The sequence below is a fragment of the Agrobacterium tumefaciens genome (assembly GCF_017726655.1).
In the GTDB taxonomy this organism is placed as follows: Bacteria; Pseudomonadota; Alphaproteobacteria; order Rhizobiales; family Rhizobiaceae; genus Agrobacterium; species Agrobacterium tumefaciens_B.
Genome location: NZ_CP072309.1, coordinates 464,553 through 485,280, shown reverse-complemented (window position 1 = coordinate 485,280; position 20,728 = coordinate 464,553). Strand labels below are relative to the sequence as shown.

Sequence of the window (20,728 nt, the reverse complement as noted above, 5' to 3'; positions counted from 1 at the left end):
GGGGAAAGTCATGACGATCGCTCCCGCCCCCGCCGGGCAGGCAGAACCTCGCGTCGTTCTTTCGGCGCGTGGTCTCACTAAAACCTTCGGCGCATTCGCAGCCGTGAAAAACGTCGATCTCGACGTGCATCACGCCCGCGTCCATGCGCTGATCGGCCCCAACGGCGCCGGCAAGACAACGGTCTTCAACCTGTTGACCAAGTTTCTCCAGCCGACAGGCGGGGCGATCACCTTCATGGGAACGGATATAACAAAGACGCCACCGGACAAGGTGGCGCGTCTCGGCCTCGTGCGCTCTTTCCAGATATCGGCGGTGTTTCCGCATTTGACGGTTCTGGAAAATGTCCGGGTTGCGTTGCAGCGGCCGAATGGCCTTGCAACGCAGTTCTGGCTGCCGCTCTCCTCGCTCGACAGGCTGAATGCCCGCGCCGAGGAGCTGATCGCAACGGTTGGCCTGACACGGGAAAAACATGCGCTTGCGGCCGATCTTTCTTACGGTCGCAAGCGGGTTCTCGAAATCGCCACCACGCTGGCGCTTGATCCCAAAGTTCTGCTGCTGGACGAGCCGATGGCGGGCATGGGTGGAGAAGATGTCTCGCATGTGGCCGAGCTTATTCGTGAGGTCGCAAAGACCCGCGCGGTGCTGATGGTCGAACACAATCTGAAGGTCGTGGCCGATATCTGCCATCAGGTCACGGTGTTGCAGCGCGGCGAAATTCTGGCGGAGGGCGATTATGCCACGGTTTCTGCCGATCCGCGTGTGCGCACGGCCTATATGGGCACGGAGGAGGCTTGATATGGCGGCGATGCTCGAAGTCTCCAACCTGAAATCCTGGTATGGCGAAAGCCAGGCCCTGCACGGCGTCGATCTGACGGTCGGCGAGGGTGAAACCATCACCATTCTCGGCCGCAATGGCGTGGGCAAGACCACGACGTTGCGCACCATCATGGGCATCATCCGCAACCGCAAGGGCGTCATCAAGCTCGGCGGCAAGGATATGATGCCGGTGCCGCTGCATCGCACGGCGAAATACGGCCTCGGTTTCGTGCCGGAAGAGCGCGGCATCTTCGCGACGCTGAGCGTCGAGGAAAACCTGAAATTGCCGCCCGTGGTCGCGCCCGGCGGCATGACGCTCGATGAAATCTACGAGCTGTTTCCCAATCTTTACGAACGCCGCACCAGCCCCGGCACCAAGCTTTCCGGCGGCGAGCAGCAGATGCTGGCGATGGCGCGCATCCTGCGCACCGGCGTCAAGGTGCTGCTGCTGGACGAGCCGACCGAAGGGCTTGCCCCCGTCATCGTTCAGCGCATTGGAGAGGTTTTGCAGAAGCTGAAGAGCCGAGGCATGACCGTGGTTCTGGTGGAGCAGAATTTCCGGTTTGCGAGCCGCATTGCCGATCGCTTCTACCTCATGGACCACGGCCAGATGGTCGGCGATTTTCCGGTGGGGGAGCTTTCCGCCCGCATGGGTGAGCTTAACAAGGTGCTGGGGGTTTAACCATGACGATGATCTTCGGCGTTCCCATTCAGGCGCTCCTCGGGCAATTGCTTGTCGGCCTTATCAATGGGTCGTTCTATGCGCTGCTGTCGCTCGGTCTCGCTGTCATCTTCGGGCTGCTGCGCGTCATCAATTTTGCCCATGGCGCACAATATATGCTCGGCGCTTTTGTCGCCTTTCTCGGCCTGCAATATTTCGGCATCAATTTCTGGGTAGCGCTCATCGTTACGCCGCTCGTCGTCGCGCTGTTTGGGGCCATCATAGAGCGTTTCCTTCTGTCACGGCTATATGATCTCGATCCACTCTATGGTCTGCTCTTCACCTTCGGCCTGGCGCTGGTGGTGGAAGGCACGTTCCGGTGGCTTTACGGTGCGGCGGGACAACCCTATTCGGTGCCGCGCGAACTGGCAGGCGGCACCAATCTCGGCTTCATGTTCCTGCCGAACTACCGCGCTTTCGTCGTCGTGATTTCGCTGATCGTGTGCATCGCCACATGGGCCTTGATCGAAAAGACGCGCCTCGGCTCCTATCTGCGCGCCGCGACCGAAAACCCGACCCTTGTGCAGGCTTTCGGCATTAACGTGCCTGTTCTGTTGACGCTCACCTATGCGCTGGGTGCCGGCCTTGCGGGTTTCACCGGCGTGCTCGCCGCCCCCATCTATCAGGTCTCGCCGCTGATGGGCACGAACCTCATCATCGTCGTCTTTGCGGTGGTCGTCGTCGGCGGCATGGGCTCGATCATGGGCGCCATCGTCACCGGCTACATGCTGGGTATCGCCGAGGGTCTCACCAAGGTGTTCTATCCCGAGGCCTCCAACATCGTCATTTTCGTCATCATGGCCTTTGTGCTGCTCATCCGCCCCGCCGGACTTTTCGGAAAGGACGCCTGATATGTCCAAAGCCACTCATAGCCCGACGGCCGGTGCAATGCCGCAGACGGAAGTATCGACGACGGCAGCCACAATCAAGACCGTGCTCATTCTGGCCGGGCTTGCCGTGCTCGTCGCCGCGCCGATGTTCGTTTATCCAATCTTCCTGATGAAGCTTCTCTGCTTCGCGCTTTTCGCCTGCGCTTTCAATCTGCTCATCGGTTATACTGGACTGCTCTCCTTCGGCCATGCGGCATTCTTTGGCGGTGCGGCCTATTTCACCGCCTATTCGGTGAAGGAATGGGGTGTCACGCCGGAAATAGGCCTTGTGATCGGCATGGCGGGCGCGGCGCTTCTGGGGCTCGTCATCGGTTTTTTCGCCATTCGCCGGCAGGGCATCTATTTTGCCATGATCACGCTGGCGCTGTCGCAGATGTTTTATTTCTTCTGTCTGCAAGCGCCGTTCACCCATGGCGAGGACGGTTTGCAGGGCGTGCCGCGCGGCCACCTCTTCGGTATTCTCGATCTCAATGGCCCGCTTAACATCTATTTCACGGTGCTTGCCGCCTTCGTGTTGGCGCTGCTGGTCATCTGGCGTTTCGTCAATTCGCCTTTCGGCATGATCCTGAAATCGATCCGCGAAAACGAGCAACGCGCCATTTCGCTTGGCTATAGCGTGCAGCGCTACAAGCTCGGCGCGTTCGTCATGTCGGCGGCGCTGGCCGGTCTCGCGGGTGGGCTGAAGGCGCTGGTGTTCCAGTTCGCGACGCTAACGGATGTGACCTGGCAGATGTCCGGCGAGGTCATTCTGATGACGCTGCTCGGCGGCATCGGCACGATGATCGGCCCTATCTTCGGCGCGGGCCTCGTCGTCACCTTGCAAAACTATCTCGCGACCTCGGATTTCCCGGTCACCATCATCACTGGCCTCGTTTTCATGGCCTGCGTTCTGGTGTTCCGTCGCGGTCTGATCGGTGAATTTTATGCTTCCCGGCTTGGGCGGAAACTCGGCTTTCAGCACCGCAGCTAGCCAATTTTGAAAACACCTCAAAAGCCTCCCCGCGTTCGGGACGACGCGGCAAGGGTGGCGTGTGGAGAAGAGCATGGGCGAATATGACTATATCGTCATCGGGGCGGGCAGTGCCGGATGCGTTCTCGCCAACCGCCTTTCGAAAGACCCGAATAACCGTGTTCTGCTTCTGGAAGCGGGCGGCAACGATAATTACCACTGGATCCATATTCCGGTCGGTTATCTCTATTGCATTAACAATCCGCGCACGGACTGGTGTTTCAAGACGGCGGAAGAGCCTGGCCTGAATGGACGCGCGCTGATCTATCCGCGCGGCAAGGTGCTGGGCGGCTGCTCCTCCATCAACGGCATGATCTACATGCGCGGTCAGGCACGGGACTATGACGTCTGGCGGCAGCTTGGCTGCGAAGGCTGGGGGTGGAACGACATCCTGCCCTATTTCCTGAAGTCGGAGGATTTTTATCGCGGCAAGAGTGACCTGCATTCCTCCGGGGGCGAATGGCGGGTGGAAAAGGCCCGCGTGCGCTGGGATGTGCTGGATGCCTTTCAGAAAGCCGCAGGGGAAGCGGGCATACCCGCGACTGACGACTTCAACCGTGGAGACAATGAAGGGGCCGGCTATTTTGATGTCAACCAGCGGGCGGGCTGGCGCTGGAACACGGCGAAAGCCTTCCTTAAACCGGCGCTTGGCCGCAAGAACCTCACTGTCTTGACCAAAGCCCATGTCAAACGGCTCATCATCGAAGAAGACCGGGTCACGGGCGTCGAATTCCACCATGACGGCGTCCTGAAAAAAATGCGGGCGCGGCGCGAAACCGTGCTGTCCGCCGGCGCGATCGGCTCGCCGCATATTCTGGAGCTTTCCGGGGTCGGCCGTGGGGATGTGTTGCAGGCTGCCGGTATCGATACGGTGGCGGAGGTTCAAGGGGTGGGCGAAAACCTGCAGGACCATCTACAGCTGCGCATGGTCTACAAGGTCTCCGGTGTTCTGACGCTGAATGAGCGGGCCTCGACGCTCTTTGGCAAGGCGCGGATCGGCCTCGAATATGCGCTGACGCGCTCCGGGCCGATGTCCATGGCGCCGAGCCAGCTCGGTGTCTTCACCCGCTCCTCGCCGGAAAAGGAAACCGCCGATCTGGAGTATCACGTCCAGCCGGTTTCGCTCGACAAGTTCGGAGACCCGGTTCACACTTTTCCCGCGATAACGGCAAGCGTCTGTAATCTGCGGCCGGAAAGCCGTGGCTCAGTGCATGTGAAGGGACCGGATTTTGCCATGCAACCGGAAATCCGCCCGAACTATCTTTCCACCGAAGGCGACCGGAAGGTGGCCATAGATGCCATGCGACTGACGCGCCGCATCGTCGCCCAGCCGGCCTTTTCCCGCTTCAGGCCGGAGGAATACCGGCCGGGTCCCTCCTTCGAAAACGACAATGATCTTGCCAAGGCGGCAGGTGATATCGGCACCACCATCTTCCACCCTGTCGGCACGCTGCGCATGGGATCGGATATCGAAAGCGTCGTTGATGCACGCCTGAAGTTCCGCCGGCTCGCCGGGCTCCGCGTCGCCGATGCCTCGGTGATGCCGCGCATTACATCTGGAAATACCAATTCGCCGACGATCATGATTGCCGAAAAGGCCGCCGACATGATCCTTGCGGATAATCGCTGAAAGGAACCTACCGATGAAGACCGTCGCTTTTCTGGGGCTGGGACATATGGGTCTGCCGATGGCCGCCAATCTCGTCAAGGCGGGTTATGCCGTCAGGGGATATGATCTTGCCGAAGCCTGCCGTGCAGCGGCAAAGGAGGCGGGCATTCCGGTTGCCGCGGATTCTGCCGAAGCTGTCAAAGCTGTTGAAGTCGTCATCACCATGCTGCCGAAAGGCGAACATGTCGTTTCGGCCTATGGCGATCTGGTCGGTAAAATCTCTGCCGGAACGCTCCTTATCGACTGCTCGACTGTGGACATGGCAAGTGCATTGAAGGCGCATGAACTGGCCGCTTCCGCTGGCTGCCCTTCGGTCGACGCCCCCGTTTCCGGCGGCACGGGCGGCGCGGCGGCGGGCACCCTGACCTTCATGTGCGGCGGTGAGGCGGAGGCTTTTTCGGCAGCGAGGCCGCTGCTGGAAGCCATGGGCAAGAAGATCGTGCATTGCGGCAAGGGCGGCAATGGGCAGGCGGCCAAGATCTGCAACAACATGATCCTCGGCATTTCCATGATCGCGGTTTCCGAGGCTTTCGTGCTCGGCGAAAAACTCGGACTTTCGCACCAGGCGCTGTTCGATGTCGCCTCCACATCTTCCGGGCAATGCTGGTCGCTCACCACCTATTGCCCGGTGCCGGGCCCGGTGCCGACGTCACCCGCCAACAAGGATTACCAGCCCGGATTTGCCGCGGCCTTGATGCTGAAGGACCTGAAGCTTTCTCAGGAGGCGGCCAATGGGGCCGACGCCTCAACACCGCTTGGTGCTGCTGCAGCAGCGCTTTACGAGAGCTTCGTTGACGACGGGCAGGGCGGGCGTGATTTTTCCGCGATCGTTGAAATGCTGCGCGGGAGCAAAGCATGACAACCGCAACGCCATCCGAGATTCTATGGGTGCCGCTGGAAGAGCGGGTGAAGGGCTCGGCGCTTTTTTCCTTCGCGACAAAAACGGCAGAGCTCCACGGGCAGGCCGCCGATGTTTATGCTGGCCTGCTGCGCTGGTCCATCGACGCGCCGGAAGATTTTTACAATGCGCTGTGGGACGAGCTCGGCATTATAGGTGCGCGCGGCGAGGTAGCGTTCAAGCCGGGCGCAACGATTCGGGAGGCCGAGTTTTATCCGGGCGCGAGGTTGAATTATGCCGAAAACCTCCTGCGCGATGCCGATGAGCGTCTCGCCGTCATCGCGCACCGAGACGACGGCACACGGCGCGAGATAAGCCGCAAAGCGCTTTATGACGATGTTTCGCGCATGGTGCAGGCGCTCGTTCATGCTGGCGTGCGGGAAGGCGCCCGCGTCGGCGCGATCGTCACCCATGACATAGAAGCGATCGTGGGATATCTGGCCGTGAGCGCCATCGGTGCCATCTGGTCGTCCTGCTCCCCGGATTTCGGCCCCGCAGGTGCCTCGGACCGCCTTTCCCAAATCGATCCCAAAGTTCTCATCGCCGTACCGGAATATGGCTATGCCGGCAAACGCATCGACGTCGGACCCACCATCCGCGCCGTAGCTGATAGTGCGGGTCCGGAGCAAATCGTCCTGATCGGCGAAACCGTACCCGAAAGCCTTGCCGATCTCGGCTGCGTGACGCTTGCGGATTTCGTCGCGCCTTATGCTGCGGGCGAGATTGCCTTCAATCGTCTGCCCGTCAAGGCGCCGCTGGCGATCCTTTATTCCTCCGGCACGACCGGCAAGCCGAAATGCATCACCCATTCCGGCGGTGGACTGCTTCTCCAGCACATGAAGGAGCAGAAGCTGCAATGCGATATCAAGGAGGGCGAGCGCTTCTTCTATTTCACCACCTGCGGCTGGATGATGTGGAACTGGCAGGTCTCCGGTCTGGCGCTCGGTGCCACTCTCGTCACTTATGATGGCAATCCCGGCTATCCGACGCCCGGCCGGTTGATCGATCTCATCGATGCCGAACGTATTGCGACTTTCGGCACGTCGGCGAAGTTCATTGACGCCTGCCTGAAGGCCGGACTGACACCCCGCGAAAGCCACGATCTGTCATCGCTGCGGACAATCCTCTCCACCGGCTCGCCGCTCATCCCGCAGTCCTTCGATTACATCTATCGCGACTGGAAAGCGGATGTGCATCTCGCCTCCATTTCCGGCGGTACCGACATCTGCGCCTGTTTCCTCGGCGGCAATCCGCTGCAGCCGGTTCATCGCGGCGAATTGCAGGGCGCCATGCTGGGCATGGATATCGATACGCTTGACGATGAGGGCCATTCCGTTCGTGGCGTTGCCGGTGAACTCGTCTGCCGCAATGCCCATCTTTCCATGCCGGTGAGATTCTGGGGCGACGACGATGGTTCGCGCTATCGGGCCGCCTACTTCGAACGGTTCCCCGGCCTTTGGGCGCATGGCGATTTTGCCGAATTGCGGCCTTCCGGCGGATACGTCATTCACGGTCGTTCCGACACGACGCTCAATCCCGGCGGCGTCCGTATTGGAACGGCAGAGATCTACCGGCAGGTGGAAGCCGTGCCTGAGGTCGAGGAGGCCATTGCCGTCGGCCAGGATGTCGAGGGCGACCAGCGGGTCGTCCTTTTCCTGCGCATGAAGGAAGGTGCTGCGCTTACGGAAGAGCTGGAAAAGACGATCCGCAGCCGCATCCGCTCAGGCGCGACGCCGCGGCACGTTCCAGCAAAAATCATCGCCGTCAGTGCCATTCCCCGCACCCGGTCGGGCAAGATTTCCGAAATCGCGGTACGCGATACCATTCACGGGCGGCTGGTCAAGAATACCGATGCGCTCGCCAATCCGGAATCGCTTGAGCTTTTCCGCAACCTGCCGCAGCTGAGGGACTAGGCCGATGGAGGATCAACCAAAGACCGTGCTGGTTACGGGTTCCACCAGCGGCATCGGGCTCGCCATCGCCAAACGTTTTGCCGAAGCGGGGTATCTGGTCGCGGTGCATGGGCTAGAGACCCCCGAGGAGGCGAGGCAGGCGCTGGAGACAGTTGCAAGGGTCGCGCGGCACAGGCCGGTCTATTTTTCAGCCAACCTCGCCAAACATGACGAAAGCGCGCATCTGCCGGAAAAGGTCATCGCCGAGTTCGGCCATATCGATGTCCTCGTCAACAATGCCGGCATTCAGAAGGTCGCACCCATCGATGAGTTCGATGCAGCGGATTTCTCCCGCATCGTTTCCATCTCACTCGACAGCGCCTTTCACACCATCCACGCGGCCCTGCCGGGCATGAAGGAGAGGGGTTGGGGTCGCATCGTCAATATCGCATCTGCCCATGGCCTGCGCGCCTCGCCCTTTAAGGCGCCCTATGTGGCGACCAAACATGCGGTGGTGGGGCTGACGAAGAGCGTCGCACTGGAGATAGCGGAGCTCGGTATCACCTGCAATGCCATCTGCCCCGGTTATGTCTGGACCCCGCTTGTTGCCGCGCAGGTGGCCGATCAGGCACGGGTGCACGGTATGAGCGAGGATGACGTGGTGAAAAAGGTCATGCTTGCGCCGCAGCCGACAAAACGCTTCATCCAGCCGGAGGAAATCGCCGAGATGGCGCTTTATCTCGCCGGCGATATGGCGCGTTCCATCACCGGCACCACCATCTCCATCGATGGCGGCTGGACCGCAAAATGAGCTGAAAGCATCTCGACGTCAAAAAGCAGGTTTGCAAACCAGTGCTTTGGTCTGTCTCGGTCATCCTGTCCTGTCTGGAACAAAACCCGTCGCCGGGGATTAGATTTCCAAAGGACACAGGGAGTGAGAGATATGGCTAGAGACAATACCAGCTATATGCGCAGCCAGGATGCACCCAGAGCGGAAACAGCGACGCGCGCACGCCAGGGTTCGCGCGGACGACCTGTTCTCGTCATCCTGATCGTCAGCGTGCTTCTGGCGTTGGTGGTTTGGGGCGTTGTGGAATATTCCGTCTTCAAACCGGACGAGAACCTGCCGCCGAACCCGCAAACGGAAACCGCACCCGTGCCTCAGCAGCCGTCGGGTTCTGGCACCTTCGACAATGACCCTGCCAATGGCCGCCCGGCCGCTCCGTCTTCGACGGAAACCAACCCGACACCGCAGGATTCAACCGGCGCGCCCCGGAGCCCATAACCATCATGGGTTAAATACCCATGGTGATAAATAGTATGGAACCATATCGCCCTCGATTCCGTTCGACCGAAAGTGACAGGAATCGGGGGTCTCATACATGGCAGTCACGGTCACTGCAGTTATTCTCGCGCTGATCGGCCTTGCGCTGTTCGGCTTCGGCTCCGAGCTCGTTATGCTGGGCGGGAGCTTTTATTATGTTCTTTCAGGGTTGGCCTTCCTCCTGACAGCGTTTTTGCTGTTCAAGCGCAATCGCGCCGCCCTTCACGTGTATGCCATCTTCATCGTGGCAACGCTCGCCTGGGCAGTCTGGGAAGTCGGTTTCGACTGGTGGCAGCTTGGACCGCGCGGCGGCGTCATCATCGTCATCGGTCTTTGGTTACTGGTGCCGTGGGTGAGGAAACCACTTGGTTTTTCCAGTCCGACCGGGCTGAGCTATGGCCCGAATGCCTGGCCGCTCGCGCTTTCCGTCCTGGCATCCATTGCTGTGGCCGGTTATTCCATGGCACAGGATCCACATGACCAGCCGGGCTCGCTGCCGCAGGAAACCGCTTCGGCGGCACCTGTTTATGGCGGCGATGTGCCTGACGGAGACTGGCATCAATATGGCCGCACGCCCTATGGTCAGCGATATTCCCCCCTGACGCAGGTCAACGTCGACAATGTCTCCCAGCTTAAGGAAGCGTGGCGCTACCAGACGGGTGACGTGAAGCTGCCTGACGATGTCGGCGAAACCACCTACCAGGTGACGCCGCTTAAGATCGGTAACACGCTTTACATCTGCACGCCGCATAACTGGGCAATCGCCATCGATGCTGCCACCGGCAAGGAAAAGTGGAAATACGACCCGAATGTCGGCCTCAATCCGGACCGTCAGCACCAGACCTGCCGCGGTGTTTCCTATTACGCCGAACCCAGCGCTGCGGAAGGCACGGCCTGCGCCCAGCGCGTTTACCTGCCGACCTCTGACGCGCGCCTGATCGCCCTCGATGCCGGCACGGGTCAGGTCTGCACCTCCTTTGCGGATCAGGGTGTTCTCCATCTTGAGCAAGGCATGAAATACAACCCGGCAGGCTATTATTATTCGACCTCACCGCCGGTCATTGCCGCTGGAAAAATCATCATTGGCGGCGCTGTGAACGATAACTATTCGACGCAGGAGCAGTCCGGTGTCATCCGCGCTTTCGATGTGAATAGCGGTGAACTGCTCTGGAACTGGGATTCGGGCAATCCAACGAAAACCGAGCCGATTGCCGCCGGCGAAACCTATACTACGAACTCGCCAAACAGCTGGTCGGTCTTCAGTTACGATGAAGGCCTTGGTCTGGTTTATATCCCGCTTGGCAATCAGGTGCCGGACCAGCTGGGCATGGGCCGCAGCGAGAACGTGGAGAAATATTCTTCCTCCATCGTCGCGCTTGATATCAACACCGGCAAGGATCGCTGGGTTCGCCAGACGGTTCACCATGACCTTTGGGATATGGACGTACCGGCGCAGCCGGTGCTGCTCGACATCACCAAGGATGGCCAGACCGTGCCTGCGCTCGTCGGGCCCACGAAGCAGGGCGACATCTATGTTCTTGACCGCCGCACCGGCGAGCCGCTGCTGCCGATCACCGAAGAACCTGCCCCTGATGGTGCGATCCCCGAGGATTTCACGTCTCCGACGCAGCCAACGACAGCCTTGTCCTTCAAGCCGGAGCCATTGCGGGAAAAGGACATGTGGGGCGTCTCCATGTTCGACCAGTTGGCTTGCCGGATTCGTTTCCATCAGTTGAATTATAAAGGCCGTTACACGCCGCCTTCACTCAAGGGATCGATCATTTATCCTGGCAATTTCGGCACGTTCAACTGGGGCAGCGTGGCCGTCGACCCCGAGCGTCAGGTGATGTTCGGCATGCCGACCTATCTCGCTTTCACCTCGCAACTCGTGCCGCGCGCCGATATCCCGCCAAAGGGACAGGACGAAAAGGGCAGCGAACAGGGCTTGAACCGCAACGATGGCGCACCCTACGGTGTGTTCATGGGACCGTTCCTCGGACCGTTGCAGGTTCCCTGCCAGGCGCCGCCATGGGGTTATGTCACAGGAGCCGACCTGCGCACCGGCGATGTCGCCTACAAGCACAAGAATGGTACGGTTTATGACATGACGCCCCTACCGCTGCCGTTCAAGGTTGGTGTTCCGGGCATCGGTGGTCCGATGATCACCAAGGGTGGCGTGGCTTTCCTCGGTGCCGCTGTTGATAACTATCTGCGGGCCTACAACCTGACGACTGGCAAACAGCTTTGGGAAGCACGTCTGCCCGCCGGCGGCCAGGCGACGCCCATGACTTACTCCCTCGATAACGGGAAACAGTATGTGGTGATGGTGGCCGGCGGTCATGGGTCTGTCGGAACCAAGCCCGGGGACTATGTCATCGCTTATACCCTGCCGTAACAACGGCAGGTTTCGGGCCCATAAAAAACCGGAATGGTTCGCCATTCCGGTTTTTTCTTGCGCATTGCAATAAAGCGGTCGCGTTTTACTTGTGGTTCATGCAATGGCGGTAGGGCACGCAGGGTTGTTTCAAAACCCGACGTGCTCTGCGGGCGGTATCAGGCCGCCTTTTTCTCGCCGGCAGCATTGACCGACGTTTTAGCGAGTGCGGTAAGCGCGTCGTCTGTCTTGGACTCCTCCTTGAGGGTCGCGTCGAGCAACGACACAGCCTTGGTATGGCCCAGCTTTTCCGCCCACGCCTTCAGTGTGCCGTAGCGGGCAATTTCATAATGCTCGACTGCCTGTGCAGACGATACAAGGCCGGCATCGAGAGCGGGCGAACCTTTGAAGTCGTCCATGATCTCTTCGCCTTCCGCGATGATACCCTGGATAGCTTCACAGGTCTTGCCCTGCGCCCGTTTGCCGATGATCTCGAACACTTCCTGCAGACGCTCGATCTGACCCTGCGTCTCTTCCTTGTGCTTCTCGAAGGCCTGTTTGAGTTTCGGGTCTGTGGCTGCCCGCGCCATTTTCGGCAGGGCCTTCAGGATCTGCCTTTCGGCATAATAGATGTCCTTGAGCGTATCATAAAAAAGGTCATCGAGTTTCTTCTCGGCCATTGGTTCTTCTCCCATGAAGTGAATAGCATGAAGTGCGTCATGCGCACGGGAGACAAACTGTCCGCCGCTCCTATGGTTCCGGGTTGGTTGTGCACAAGGTTTATATTGCGCGGGCGGAACCAATGCGCGCGTTCGCGCTTAGTGTGACCAGTTTACGGAGGAGTGCGAACATGCCGCAGAGTCTGGCAGAAGAATTTTCAATGGATATTTCCATTCCGTTCGAGGTGCTTGTCGTGCGCATCTTCGGTGCCGTCATCCTGTGCGGTCTGATCGGTCTGGAGCGGGAGTTCCACAGGAACACGGCGGGCCTGCGCACCAACATGCTGATCGGCCTGGCCGCCGTCACGTTCTGCATCATCACCATTCATATGATGGAAACGATGGCCGAAGGCCAGGAGGCAGCGCGGCTCGATCCTATCCGCCTTGTGGAGGCAGTGACTGCCGGCATCGCGTTTCTTGCCGCGGGCGTGGTCGTTTATACGCGAGGCGATGTCAAAGGCCTGACGACCGGGGCCAGCATGTGGCTTTCGGCGGCCATCGGCCTTTCGGCCGGTCTCGGCCTGTGGCCCTTGGCTTTCCTCGCGTCGGCCGTGGGCATCATCGTGCTGTGGATGCTGCGTCGCGTCCAGGTCATCGCGGGTATCAAGGAAGAATGAGCGAGCTACCGCAAACAGACACGATGGCGATGGCTCACGGCTCGGTATAGCCGGCGACGCTGAGGGTGAGTGTTCCGCTGCGTGGATCGTTACGGAAGAAGAGTGTGCCGCTGTCGCTGGATTCCGATGCGACATAATCGAAGGTCACATCGGCGTTTTCCGGCGCTGCGTTATTCCGCTCGAGGTCTCCCCGCACCTTGACCTGGGCTGCCGTGGTCATCGAAAGATTGCGGATGTCGAATTTCACGCGATATTGTCCCGGCTCGCCCTCGACACGGCTGACGGCGACCTCAAAGCGCGCCTCCTCAGGCGAATAGCGGTAGATGTCATAGGCGATCCAGCCCAGCATCGCGGCAACCAGCAAGGTGCAGGCGATGCCCGTTACCCATTCAATCCAATGCGGATTTGAACTTTCCGTCTGTTTTCCGTTTTTTGATGTCGTCATCTTGTCCTCACAGGATCAGCCGGGCCGACGCCGCGCCGATCGAGGCGGGAACACCCAGAATGACCGCAGCATTCATGATCTGCGACAGCGACGTATGGTCGAGGCGTTCGAAGGTCCAGAGCGTATAAATGCTGATGGCGATGGCGACGACATAACCGGGCAGGGTAAAGCGGATGAAGGATTGCCACCATTGCTGGCCTTCATCCAGCTGATGTGATCCCTTGAAATGAAGCGCATAGACAAAACCGTGCATGACGGCGATGGACAGCAGGGAGAGCGCAAGAATGTGAAAGGGCGTCACCTTGTAGGCAATCAGGATCATTTCTTCCGTCGGCGCGACATTCAGGCTCAGAAAAAGCGCGCCCACCATCATCATGAACAGTTCGTGCAGATAACCGGTCTCGCCGGAATATTCGTCGTCTTCTTCATCGTCATCGTCGGAGTGCTGGCCAAGCTGGCTGCGGCCAAGAAGAGCGCCAATGCTGGCAGGCACGGATTGCAGCGCAACCTTCGCAACGGCCGTGGACGCGGTAAGCTGGTCGTCCATTATGCCGAACAGAAGGAGCACGGCTGCGCTGACCATTATGCCCAGGCCATAAGCGGTTATCGCGTCCCTTAAAGCCTGGCCCCAGGAGTGGATGTTCTCAAAACCGATGCGGCGGGCAAGAAGAAAAAGAAGCGGGAGATTAAGGACGCAGAGCAGCAGAAGCCGCCATGGGTTGATGTAGAGACCCAGAAACCACATTTCCATGGTCATTAGCATCGGCAGGGCAAACAGCAGCGCACCAGCCGTTCCACGCGCAAGGCCGATCAGAAACTTTCTGACCTCGCCGTCTTCCCCGTCTTTACGATCTATTGCTGTCGCCATGCTGCCCCCAGATATACGCCAATAACGCCAGCGCGTTTTTCCGGTTCCGTCGTGTCAGCGCGCAGGATCGATCAATGCGATGCCGAAGTCTTTTCTGTAGCTCCGTCGCAGTTCCGCAGGCGTCTCGCGGATAACCACCTCCAGTGTCGGTCGTACCATACCCTTTAGGAAATGGCCTCCTCTCGTAGAGCCGTCGGCAAAGCCCAGCACGACGTGCAGGTGAGGATTGGGCGTTTCGTTTTCGTCGAGCACGATATCGCCGAGCATGCTCAGGACCTCGCTCTGCGCACTCACCGGAATTTCCTTGTATTCTTTGCTGGCGAGATCGAAAAAAGCGAGCGTCGCCGTCGAAAAGGCGCCGATCGCGGTCACTGACGCGGCATTGATATTTTCTCTTTTGGCAAAGCGCTTGATCGCCTCGAAGGCTTCTTCCTCGGGTTCGATGACGAGTATCAAAGTCCGCTCCGCGCCGCCTGCCAGTAATCTGCTTTTCATGTCTTCCTCCCGAATAAAAATGCCGCCGGCAGGGCCGGCGGCATAAGGGCGTCAAAGGACCGATCAGGCGGCGCGGCGCTCGTGGCGGCCTTCCTCGACCTCCTCAACGATCTTTGCGACGAAGGCATCGAGGTCGTCAGGGCTGCGAGAAGTAATGATGCCCTTGTCCGTCACCACATTCTCGTCTTTCCAGTTGGCACCGGCGTTTCTGACGTCGGTCTTGATCGACCAATAGGAGGTGGCGTCGCGTCCGCGCAGGGCGTCTGCTTCAATCAGCAGCCAGGGCGCGTGACAAATCGCGGCGACGACCTTGCCGGATTTGACGAAGTCGCGCACGACACGCATCGCATCCTCATCATGGCGCAGCACGTCAGGATTGATCTGGCCGCCGGGAAGCACCAGCGCATCGAAATCTTCTGTCTTCACGGTCTTTGCCTGGATGTCGACGGCAATACTGTCGCCCCAGTCTTTCTCATCCCAGCTCTTGATTTCGCCTTCCTTGATGGAAGCGATCTTCACGTCCGCACCCTTGGCCTTGAGCTGGTCATAGGGCACGCGCAATTCTGAACGCTCGTAGCCATCGGTTGCGAGGATAAGGATTTTTGCAGAGTTGATGGAAGTCATGTCGATCTCCTTTTGATTTCAGTCTTCCTGGTCGGAATTGATGGATGGCAGGAAAAATTCTACGTCCTTGCGGCGTTCCGCATCGAGCTTTTCGATATTTTCCTGCCAGAACTTTTCTGCCTCGGCAGGCTCGTGCTCCCACTGGCGCACGAAGGTCTTGTTGTCGTCGATCATCACCTGGCGGGTGCCGCCGAGACGCAGATATTCCTCGGCGATCTTGCGCGTTTCGGTCTTTTCCATGTCGCGGCTCCTTGTGCGTGGAAAGCGAAGCGGAGGGGATACCGGATGGGTAAGAAGCTCGGCTGCCATTTCGTTGGCCATCGGGAGAAAACGGAAAAATCCCGATGTTCTTCAGCGCCATCGCGTCCGTTTGACACGGCGGCCCCTCCTGCCAGAACAACGTGAGCTTTTCGGTATGGTTCCGCATTTTTTCTGTTGAACTCGTGTTGACGGCGACTAGATCGCGCACAATTTTTACCGGAACAAATGCTGAGGTCGTGCTGTTTTACCCCCGGATGCAGGGAGGCAGCATGTCAGCCAGAACAAACGACGGTGAAGGCAAGCGTATCAACGAAAACAAGGGCTTCTGGACGATCGACTTCGGCGGTTCGCCGGTCGTTGGCACGGCTATTCATGATGGCCACCAGATCCGGCCCGATGTCGCCGGTCTTATCGCCCTGTCCGACGAGCAATGTCTGAGAGAGGAAGACCCTTTTACCGGTGAGATGATTGCCGGCCTCACCAACCGCATTGTCGTTCACCACTCGCGGTTCGAGGTCGACCTCAACCGCGCCGCCGACCAGGCAGTGTATCTGAGACCCGAACAGTCCTGGGGCCTTGAGGTCTGGAAAGAGCAGCCCTCCGAGCAGGCAATTTCCCATTCTCTCGACTTCCACGCCGATTATTATGCGATGCTGGAGAGCGTGCTATCGGCTGTCGAAAGGCGGCACGGCGCTTTTGTGGTCCTTGATGTGCACAGCTACAATCATCGTCGGCAGGGGGCTTCTGCACCGCCGACGGAGCAGGCGGAAGCGCCGGACATTAATATCGGCACCTTTTCCATGGACCGTAGCCGCTGGGGGGATGTCGTCAGCATCGTCGGTCGCCATTTTGCATCGGCCACCATCGGTGGGCGCCGCCTCGACGTGCGTGAGAACGTTGCGTTTCAGGGCAAGGGAGAGCAGACCCGCTTCATCCATGAGCGTTTTCCCGAGAATGGCTGTGCCATCGCGATTGAGTTCAAGAAATTCTTCATGGACGAATGGACCGGTGAGCCAGACAGGCGTGTCATTGCTGATATCAGGGACACTTTCGCGTCCCTTCAACCAGTTCTCGAAGACTTTCTGAGGTCGCGGCGATGAACCTCTCATCCGCCCGACATGCGCCGCCGTCCGTGAACGATCTGGTCGATGACGTTACATCATGCCTTGAAGCCGGAAAGGCAATCCGCCGTGATGTGGGGAAGGATGGCCGCCTCCATATCGACCGGCCGCTGCCGTTTCTCTGCCTGCACCTGACCGGCGGCACGAAGAATTTGGCGGCCCGGGATATCGCCGCAGCCCATGCTTCCTACCTCATCGCTTCGAACATTCAGGAAGCCGCGCCGCTGATAAAGGCGGTCGGTGCTGTAATGCAGGCGCGTTTCGGCGCCTTTATCGTTCTCGATATTGGCGAACTGGAACACGACATTCTCCTTGCGGACGATTCACCTTTTCTGCCGCACTACGAGGTCTCAATCTCTGCGACGACGGAGCTGGAAACGCAAAAGGCGCGCAGGGTGTTCATCAAGGCGGTCTGCGATGCGGAGGTCCGGTTTCGCACGCCTCGCATCACCCGCCCCGAGCCTGAGGCGGATCCAATACTCAGATTCCAGAATGCCAATCTGGAGTTCCCATGCATCAGCGTGCGCTTTGCGCCGATCTATCGCCAACCGGAATCCGGTGCGGATTATCCCGGCCTTCGCGAAACAATGATCGCCGATCTCTTCGATGCGGGTCTCCAGGCATTCTCGGCTTTTTCCTCCGGCATGGACGCGCTGAAAGTCACCACGCACCGGGCGCTGGGCCGCAAGGCATTTGTCGATGCGGTGAAACGTGCTGACCGATCGATCGACGATATCGTCTCCTCTTTCGACTTCCTTCTTTCCGTCACGCCGATCAATGCCCGGCGCGCCTTCGAGGAATTCCGCGACGGCGGCTTTCAGTATGCGCCGCGCCTGCTTTATCGCCCGCTCGGCGTCGATGTGGAGGAACAGAAACGTAAACTTTATTCTGTGGTCTTCGATCACCTCGAAGACCCGGTGCTTTACCATCTCTATCGCGAAAAGCAGCAGGAGATCGACCTGCAACTGACGATGCTCGCGAACCTGCACCGGCGAACCTTCACCGATTTCTCCCGCGCGCTTTATGGCGCTGTCGAGCCGGAGCTTCTGACGCTTGCGCTTCGTGTTCTCGATGAATGCCCGCGCGCAGAGGAGAGCGGCGCGATCGCGATGGTGGACTGTTACGCTGTCGCTGGCAAATCGCGTGAGATGATCGAGACCTATCTGGCGGAAGAACCGGAATTCAAGGCGCGTGTCGAAATTCGTGACGACCTACCGCCCGGCTTGATGGTGACGGGGGAGAAGCTTTTGATTTCCCGGCACACCGTCATGGAACAGCGCCGCGTCGAGGCTCTGTTGTCGCACGAGATTGGGGTGCACCTACTTACATATTTCAACGGCTCGTTTCAGGGCCTGCGCCTCTTCCGCACGGGGCTTTCCGGTTATGAGGGCGTGCAGGAAGGATTGGCAGTTCTGGCAGAGCATCTGGCCGGCGGGATGACGCGCGAGCGCCTGCGGCTGATCGCCGGCCGCGTTGTCGGCTGCGCGGCGATGCTGGATGGCGCAAGCTTTGTCGACACCTTCCGCATCATGACGCGCGAGCACGGTTTCGACGAGGCCGGCGCCTTCAATATGGTGCTGCGCATCTATCGAGGCGGCGGTCTTTCGAAGGATGCAATCTATCTGCGGGGTCTTTCTGAAGTGATGGAGCATTTGCGCCGGGGCGGTGCGCTCGATCCATTCTGGATGGGCAAGATCGCGGCCCAGCATTTTCCAATCATGCAGGAGCTTGCGCTGCGTGGCCTGTTAAGGCCCCCGGGCGTGCGGCCGGCATTTCTGTTACCCGCAAAGGCGAATGAACGCCTTGAAAAGATCCGTGCGGGATTATCCATTGCCGAACTGGCGACATTATAGGAGGGGCTCCATGCGTATCGCATTTTTCGTCAATTCCATCGAAACCGAAGGTCCGACCTTCGCAACCGGTCTGCTGGCCATGGCGGCGCTCAATCGCGGCCACGAGGTGGTCTATCTGACGCCCGGCGATTTTACCCTGCGCTCCGACGACACGCTGGCCGTCCATGCGACGATCATGCGTAAAGGAAAATACAAGAAACCCGAAGCCTTTCATGCCGCCCTGCAGGACAAGTCGCTCGAGCGGATGACCATGGATGTGGAGGAAATCGATGCGCTGATGTTGCGCAACGATCCCTCGCTCGACCAGACGACCAGACCCTGGGCGGTTCACGCCGGTATTCTGTTCGGCAGGCTTGCCGAGCAGCGCGGCGTCGTCGTGCTCAATGATCCGGAAGGTTTGGCGCTTGCGCAGAACAAGCTTTATTTCCAGAGCTTCCCCGAGATCGTGCGGCCGACGACGCTTATCTCCCGGAATGTCGAGGAAATCCGCGCATTCGCCGACGCCCATCCCAAGGGTGTCATCGTCAAGCCGCTTCAGGGGTCCGGAGGCAAGAACGTCTTCAAGATCGGGTCCAGTAAGGAAGCCAATCTCAACCAGATTTTCGAGGCGGTCAGCCTCGAAGGTTATCTCATCGCGCAGGCCTATCTCCCTGCGGCGAAGGAAGGCGACGTCCGCTTTTTCATGATGAACGGCAGGCCGCTGATGCGCGATGGCCAATATGCCGCGCTTCGCCGCGTTCCGGCCAAGGGCGACCTGCGTTCCAATATTCACGCCAACGGCACCGCCGAAGCGGTGAAGGTGACGGACGACATCGTCGAGCTTGCCGAAATGATGCGGCCAAAGCTCGTCGAAGACGGGATGTTTTTGGTGGGTCTCGATATCGTCGGTGACAAGATACTCGAAGTGAACGTCTTTTCGCCCGGCGGCCTATCCAACATCCTGGAGCTTACCAATGTGGACTTCAGCGATACGATCATAGAGGCCGTCGAGACCAAGGTGTCGATGCAGGCGGCATCGGGCGGCACGCTATCGAACCGCCTGCTCGCGACCCTTTGATTATTCCTGCAGTGGGCCGTTCATCTCGCGATACCAGGCGACGAGGACCTTGATGCCCTCTTCGACCGGAGTGTGCGGCACAAAACCGGTCAAAGCCCGGAGAAGATCAGGCGACGCGAAGGTTCGCGGAACATCACCCTGCTGCATCGGAAGCATGTTGCGGATCGCCGGTTTTCCCACCGCCTTTTCGACCGTTTCGACGAAATGCATCAGTTCCACCGGTTGGCCGCCGCCGATATTGACGACGCGGAACGGCGCGTGGCGGGAAAGTGTATCGATGACGCCGTCCTCGGTGACCCGGTTTTCCTCGGAAGGGATGATCTGGCTTAGCCGCACAATGCCTTCGACGAGATCGTCGATATAGGTGAAGTCACGGCTCATATTACCCTGGCCATAAATGTCGATCGGCCGGCCGTTGGAAACGGCGTCAACAAACTTGATCGGCGCCATATCCGGGCGTCCCCATGGTCCGTAGACGGTGAAGAAGCGGAAGGCAGTCGTCGGAAGCTTGTGAAGATGGGCATAGGAATGCGCCATCAGCTCCATCGATTTTTTGGTGGCCGCATAAAGCGTCATCGGCTCATCGGCCTTGTCGCTTTCCGCAAACGGGATTTTCTCGTTGGCACCGTAGATGGAGGAGGTCGACGCCAGCATCAGGTGCTTCACCTCCAGGCTTCTCGCAAGCTCCAGCATGTTGAAGGAGCCGATGAGATTTGAATCGACGTATGCGCGCGGGTTTTCGAGGCTGTACCGGACGCCGGCCTGCGCGGCGAGATGGATGATGATTTCCGGCTCTGCGGCCTCTGCGACACGCTTCAAGGCATCCACATCTTCCAGCATGCCGATTTCGGCCCGAAAGCCGTTAGAGCGGGAAAGAATGGCGTGGCGTTTTTCCTTGAGACTGACATCGTAATATTTCGTCATTCCGTCGAAGCCGGTGACGAAATGGCCGGCATCCAACAGCCGTTTCGCGACGTAAAAGCCAATGAAACCGGCAGTGCCTGTAACCAGATAACGCATGATGACCATATCCTGAATTGTTTGGCGCGTTTGCGATCTGACCGAAACGCTGAA

The 20,728-nt window shown here is 59.2% G+C and carries 21 protein-coding genes; 14 read left to right on the top strand and 7 right to left on the bottom strand.

The annotated features are described in order from the left end of the window. Positions 1–10: 10 nt before the first annotated feature. The 10 genes from AT6N2_RS16340 (at position 11) to AT6N2_RS16295 (ending at position 11,615) form a co-directional block, all read left to right on the top strand. Positions 11–796, top strand: coding sequence for an ABC transporter ATP-binding protein (locus AT6N2_RS16340; protein ID WP_209090236.1), 786 nt, complete (start codon positions 11–13; stop codon positions 794–796). Position 797: 1 nt separating this feature from the next. Continuing rightward, on the top strand, positions 798–1,499 hold the full coding sequence (locus AT6N2_RS16335) for an ABC transporter ATP-binding protein (protein WP_063947202.1): 702 nt from the start codon (positions 798–800) through the stop codon (positions 1,497–1,499). Positions 1,500–1,501: 2 nt separating this feature from the next. Further along, the gene (locus AT6N2_RS16330) at positions 1,502–2,389 is read left to right on the top strand and encodes a branched-chain amino acid ABC transporter permease (RefSeq protein ID WP_004437878.1); all 888 of its coding nucleotides are present in this window, start codon (positions 1,502–1,504) and stop codon (positions 2,387–2,389) included. A 1-nt stretch (position 2,390) separates the two neighbouring features. Further along, complete coding sequence (locus tag AT6N2_RS16325; protein ID WP_209090234.1) at positions 2,391–3,398, top strand: branched-chain amino acid ABC transporter permease; 1,008 nt, start codon at positions 2,391–2,393, stop codon at positions 3,396–3,398. A gap of 73 nt (positions 3,399–3,471) precedes the next feature. Beyond that, on the top strand, positions 3,472–5,067 hold the full coding sequence (locus tag AT6N2_RS16320) for a GMC family oxidoreductase (protein WP_063947205.1): 1,596 nt from the start codon (positions 3,472–3,474) through the stop codon (positions 5,065–5,067). Positions 5,068–5,080: 13 nt separating this feature from the next. Beyond that, entirely contained in the window at positions 5,081–5,965 is an 885-nt protein-coding gene (gene mmsB / locus AT6N2_RS16315; protein WP_209090232.1) for a 3-hydroxyisobutyrate dehydrogenase, read from the top strand. Continuing rightward, positions 5,962–7,917: an acetoacetate--CoA ligase gene (locus tag AT6N2_RS16310; protein WP_209090230.1), complete on the top strand. Its 1,956-nt coding sequence runs from the start codon at positions 5,962–5,964 to the stop codon at positions 7,915–7,917. Before mmsB ends, AT6N2_RS16310 begins: the two co-directional genes overlap by 4 nt. 4 nt (positions 7,918–7,921) lie before the next feature. Beyond that, on the top strand, positions 7,922–8,707 hold the full coding sequence (locus tag AT6N2_RS16305; RefSeq protein ID WP_209090228.1) for a 3-hydroxybutyrate dehydrogenase: 786 nt from the start codon (positions 7,922–7,924) through the stop codon (positions 8,705–8,707). Positions 8,708–8,839: 132 nt separating this feature from the next. Next, positions 8,840–9,181 (top strand): hypothetical protein, encoded by a 342-nt coding sequence (locus AT6N2_RS16300; RefSeq protein ID WP_209090226.1) that lies wholly within the window; start codon positions 8,840–8,842, stop codon positions 9,179–9,181. Between the two features lie 97 nt (positions 9,182–9,278). Continuing rightward, positions 9,279–11,615, top strand: coding sequence for a glucose/quinate/shikimate family membrane-bound PQQ-dependent dehydrogenase (locus AT6N2_RS16295; RefSeq protein WP_209090225.1), 2,337 nt, complete (start codon positions 9,279–9,281; stop codon positions 11,613–11,615). Between the two features lie 158 nt (positions 11,616–11,773). Here the strand turns inward: AT6N2_RS16295 and AT6N2_RS16290 are convergent, their stop codons facing one another. Then, positions 11,774–12,274, bottom strand: a complete 501-nt coding sequence (locus tag AT6N2_RS16290) for a ferritin-like domain-containing protein (protein ID WP_063947211.1) — start codon at positions 12,272–12,274, stop codon at positions 11,774–11,776. Between the two features lie 170 nt (positions 12,275–12,444). Here AT6N2_RS16290 and AT6N2_RS16285 point away from each other — a divergent pair, with 170 nt between their 5' ends. After that, on the top strand, positions 12,445–12,930 hold the full coding sequence (locus AT6N2_RS16285; RefSeq protein ID WP_063947212.1) for an MgtC/SapB family protein: 486 nt from the start codon (positions 12,445–12,447) through the stop codon (positions 12,928–12,930). Between the two features lie 34 nt (positions 12,931–12,964). On the opposite strand, the gene AT6N2_RS16280 is transcribed toward AT6N2_RS16285, so the two are convergent. The 5 genes from AT6N2_RS16280 to AT6N2_RS16260 form a co-directional block, all read right to left on the bottom strand. Then, positions 12,965–13,375 (bottom strand): TIGR02588 family protein, encoded by a 411-nt coding sequence (locus AT6N2_RS16280; protein WP_063947213.1) that lies wholly within the window; start codon positions 13,373–13,375, stop codon positions 12,965–12,967. Positions 13,376–13,382: 7 nt separating this feature from the next. Further along, complete coding sequence (locus AT6N2_RS16275; RefSeq protein ID WP_144578492.1) at positions 13,383–14,243, bottom strand: TIGR02587 family membrane protein; 861 nt, start codon at positions 14,241–14,243, stop codon at positions 13,383–13,385. Between the two features lie 54 nt (positions 14,244–14,297). Beyond that, entirely contained in the window at positions 14,298–14,738 is a 441-nt protein-coding gene (locus tag AT6N2_RS16270; RefSeq protein ID WP_209090224.1) for a PPC domain-containing DNA-binding protein, read from the bottom strand. A gap of 63 nt (positions 14,739–14,801) precedes the next feature. Then, positions 14,802–15,362: a DJ-1/PfpI/YhbO family deglycase/protease gene (locus tag AT6N2_RS16265; protein WP_209090223.1), complete on the bottom strand. Its 561-nt coding sequence runs from the start codon at positions 15,360–15,362 to the stop codon at positions 14,802–14,804. Positions 15,363–15,380: 18 nt separating this feature from the next. Beyond that, on the bottom strand, positions 15,381–15,602 hold the full coding sequence (locus AT6N2_RS16260) for a hypothetical protein (RefSeq protein ID WP_209090222.1): 222 nt from the start codon (positions 15,600–15,602) through the stop codon (positions 15,381–15,383). Between the two features lie 290 nt (positions 15,603–15,892). Between AT6N2_RS16260 and AT6N2_RS16255 the strand changes: the two genes are divergently transcribed. From AT6N2_RS16255 to AT6N2_RS16245, 3 genes are read left to right on the top strand one after another with little or no spacing between them, the layout of a single operon-like run. Then, positions 15,893–16,723, top strand: coding sequence for an N-formylglutamate amidohydrolase (locus AT6N2_RS16255; protein WP_209090221.1), 831 nt, complete (start codon positions 15,893–15,895; stop codon positions 16,721–16,723). Then, complete coding sequence (locus AT6N2_RS16250) at positions 16,720–18,597, top strand: flavohemoglobin expression-modulating QEGLA motif protein (protein ID WP_144578488.1); 1,878 nt, start codon at positions 16,720–16,722, stop codon at positions 18,595–18,597. Before AT6N2_RS16255 ends, AT6N2_RS16250 begins: the two co-directional genes overlap by 4 nt. A 10-nt stretch (positions 18,598–18,607) precedes the next feature. Continuing rightward, positions 18,608–19,654, top strand: a complete 1,047-nt coding sequence (locus tag AT6N2_RS16245) for a glutathione synthase (protein WP_209090220.1) — start codon at positions 18,608–18,610, stop codon at positions 19,652–19,654. On the opposite strand, the gene AT6N2_RS16240 is transcribed toward AT6N2_RS16245, so the two are convergent. Beyond that, positions 19,655–20,674: an NAD-dependent epimerase gene (locus tag AT6N2_RS16240; protein WP_209090218.1), complete on the bottom strand. Its 1,020-nt coding sequence runs from the start codon at positions 20,672–20,674 to the stop codon at positions 19,655–19,657. It lies immediately after the preceding gene. Positions 20,675–20,728: the final 54 nt, after the last annotated feature.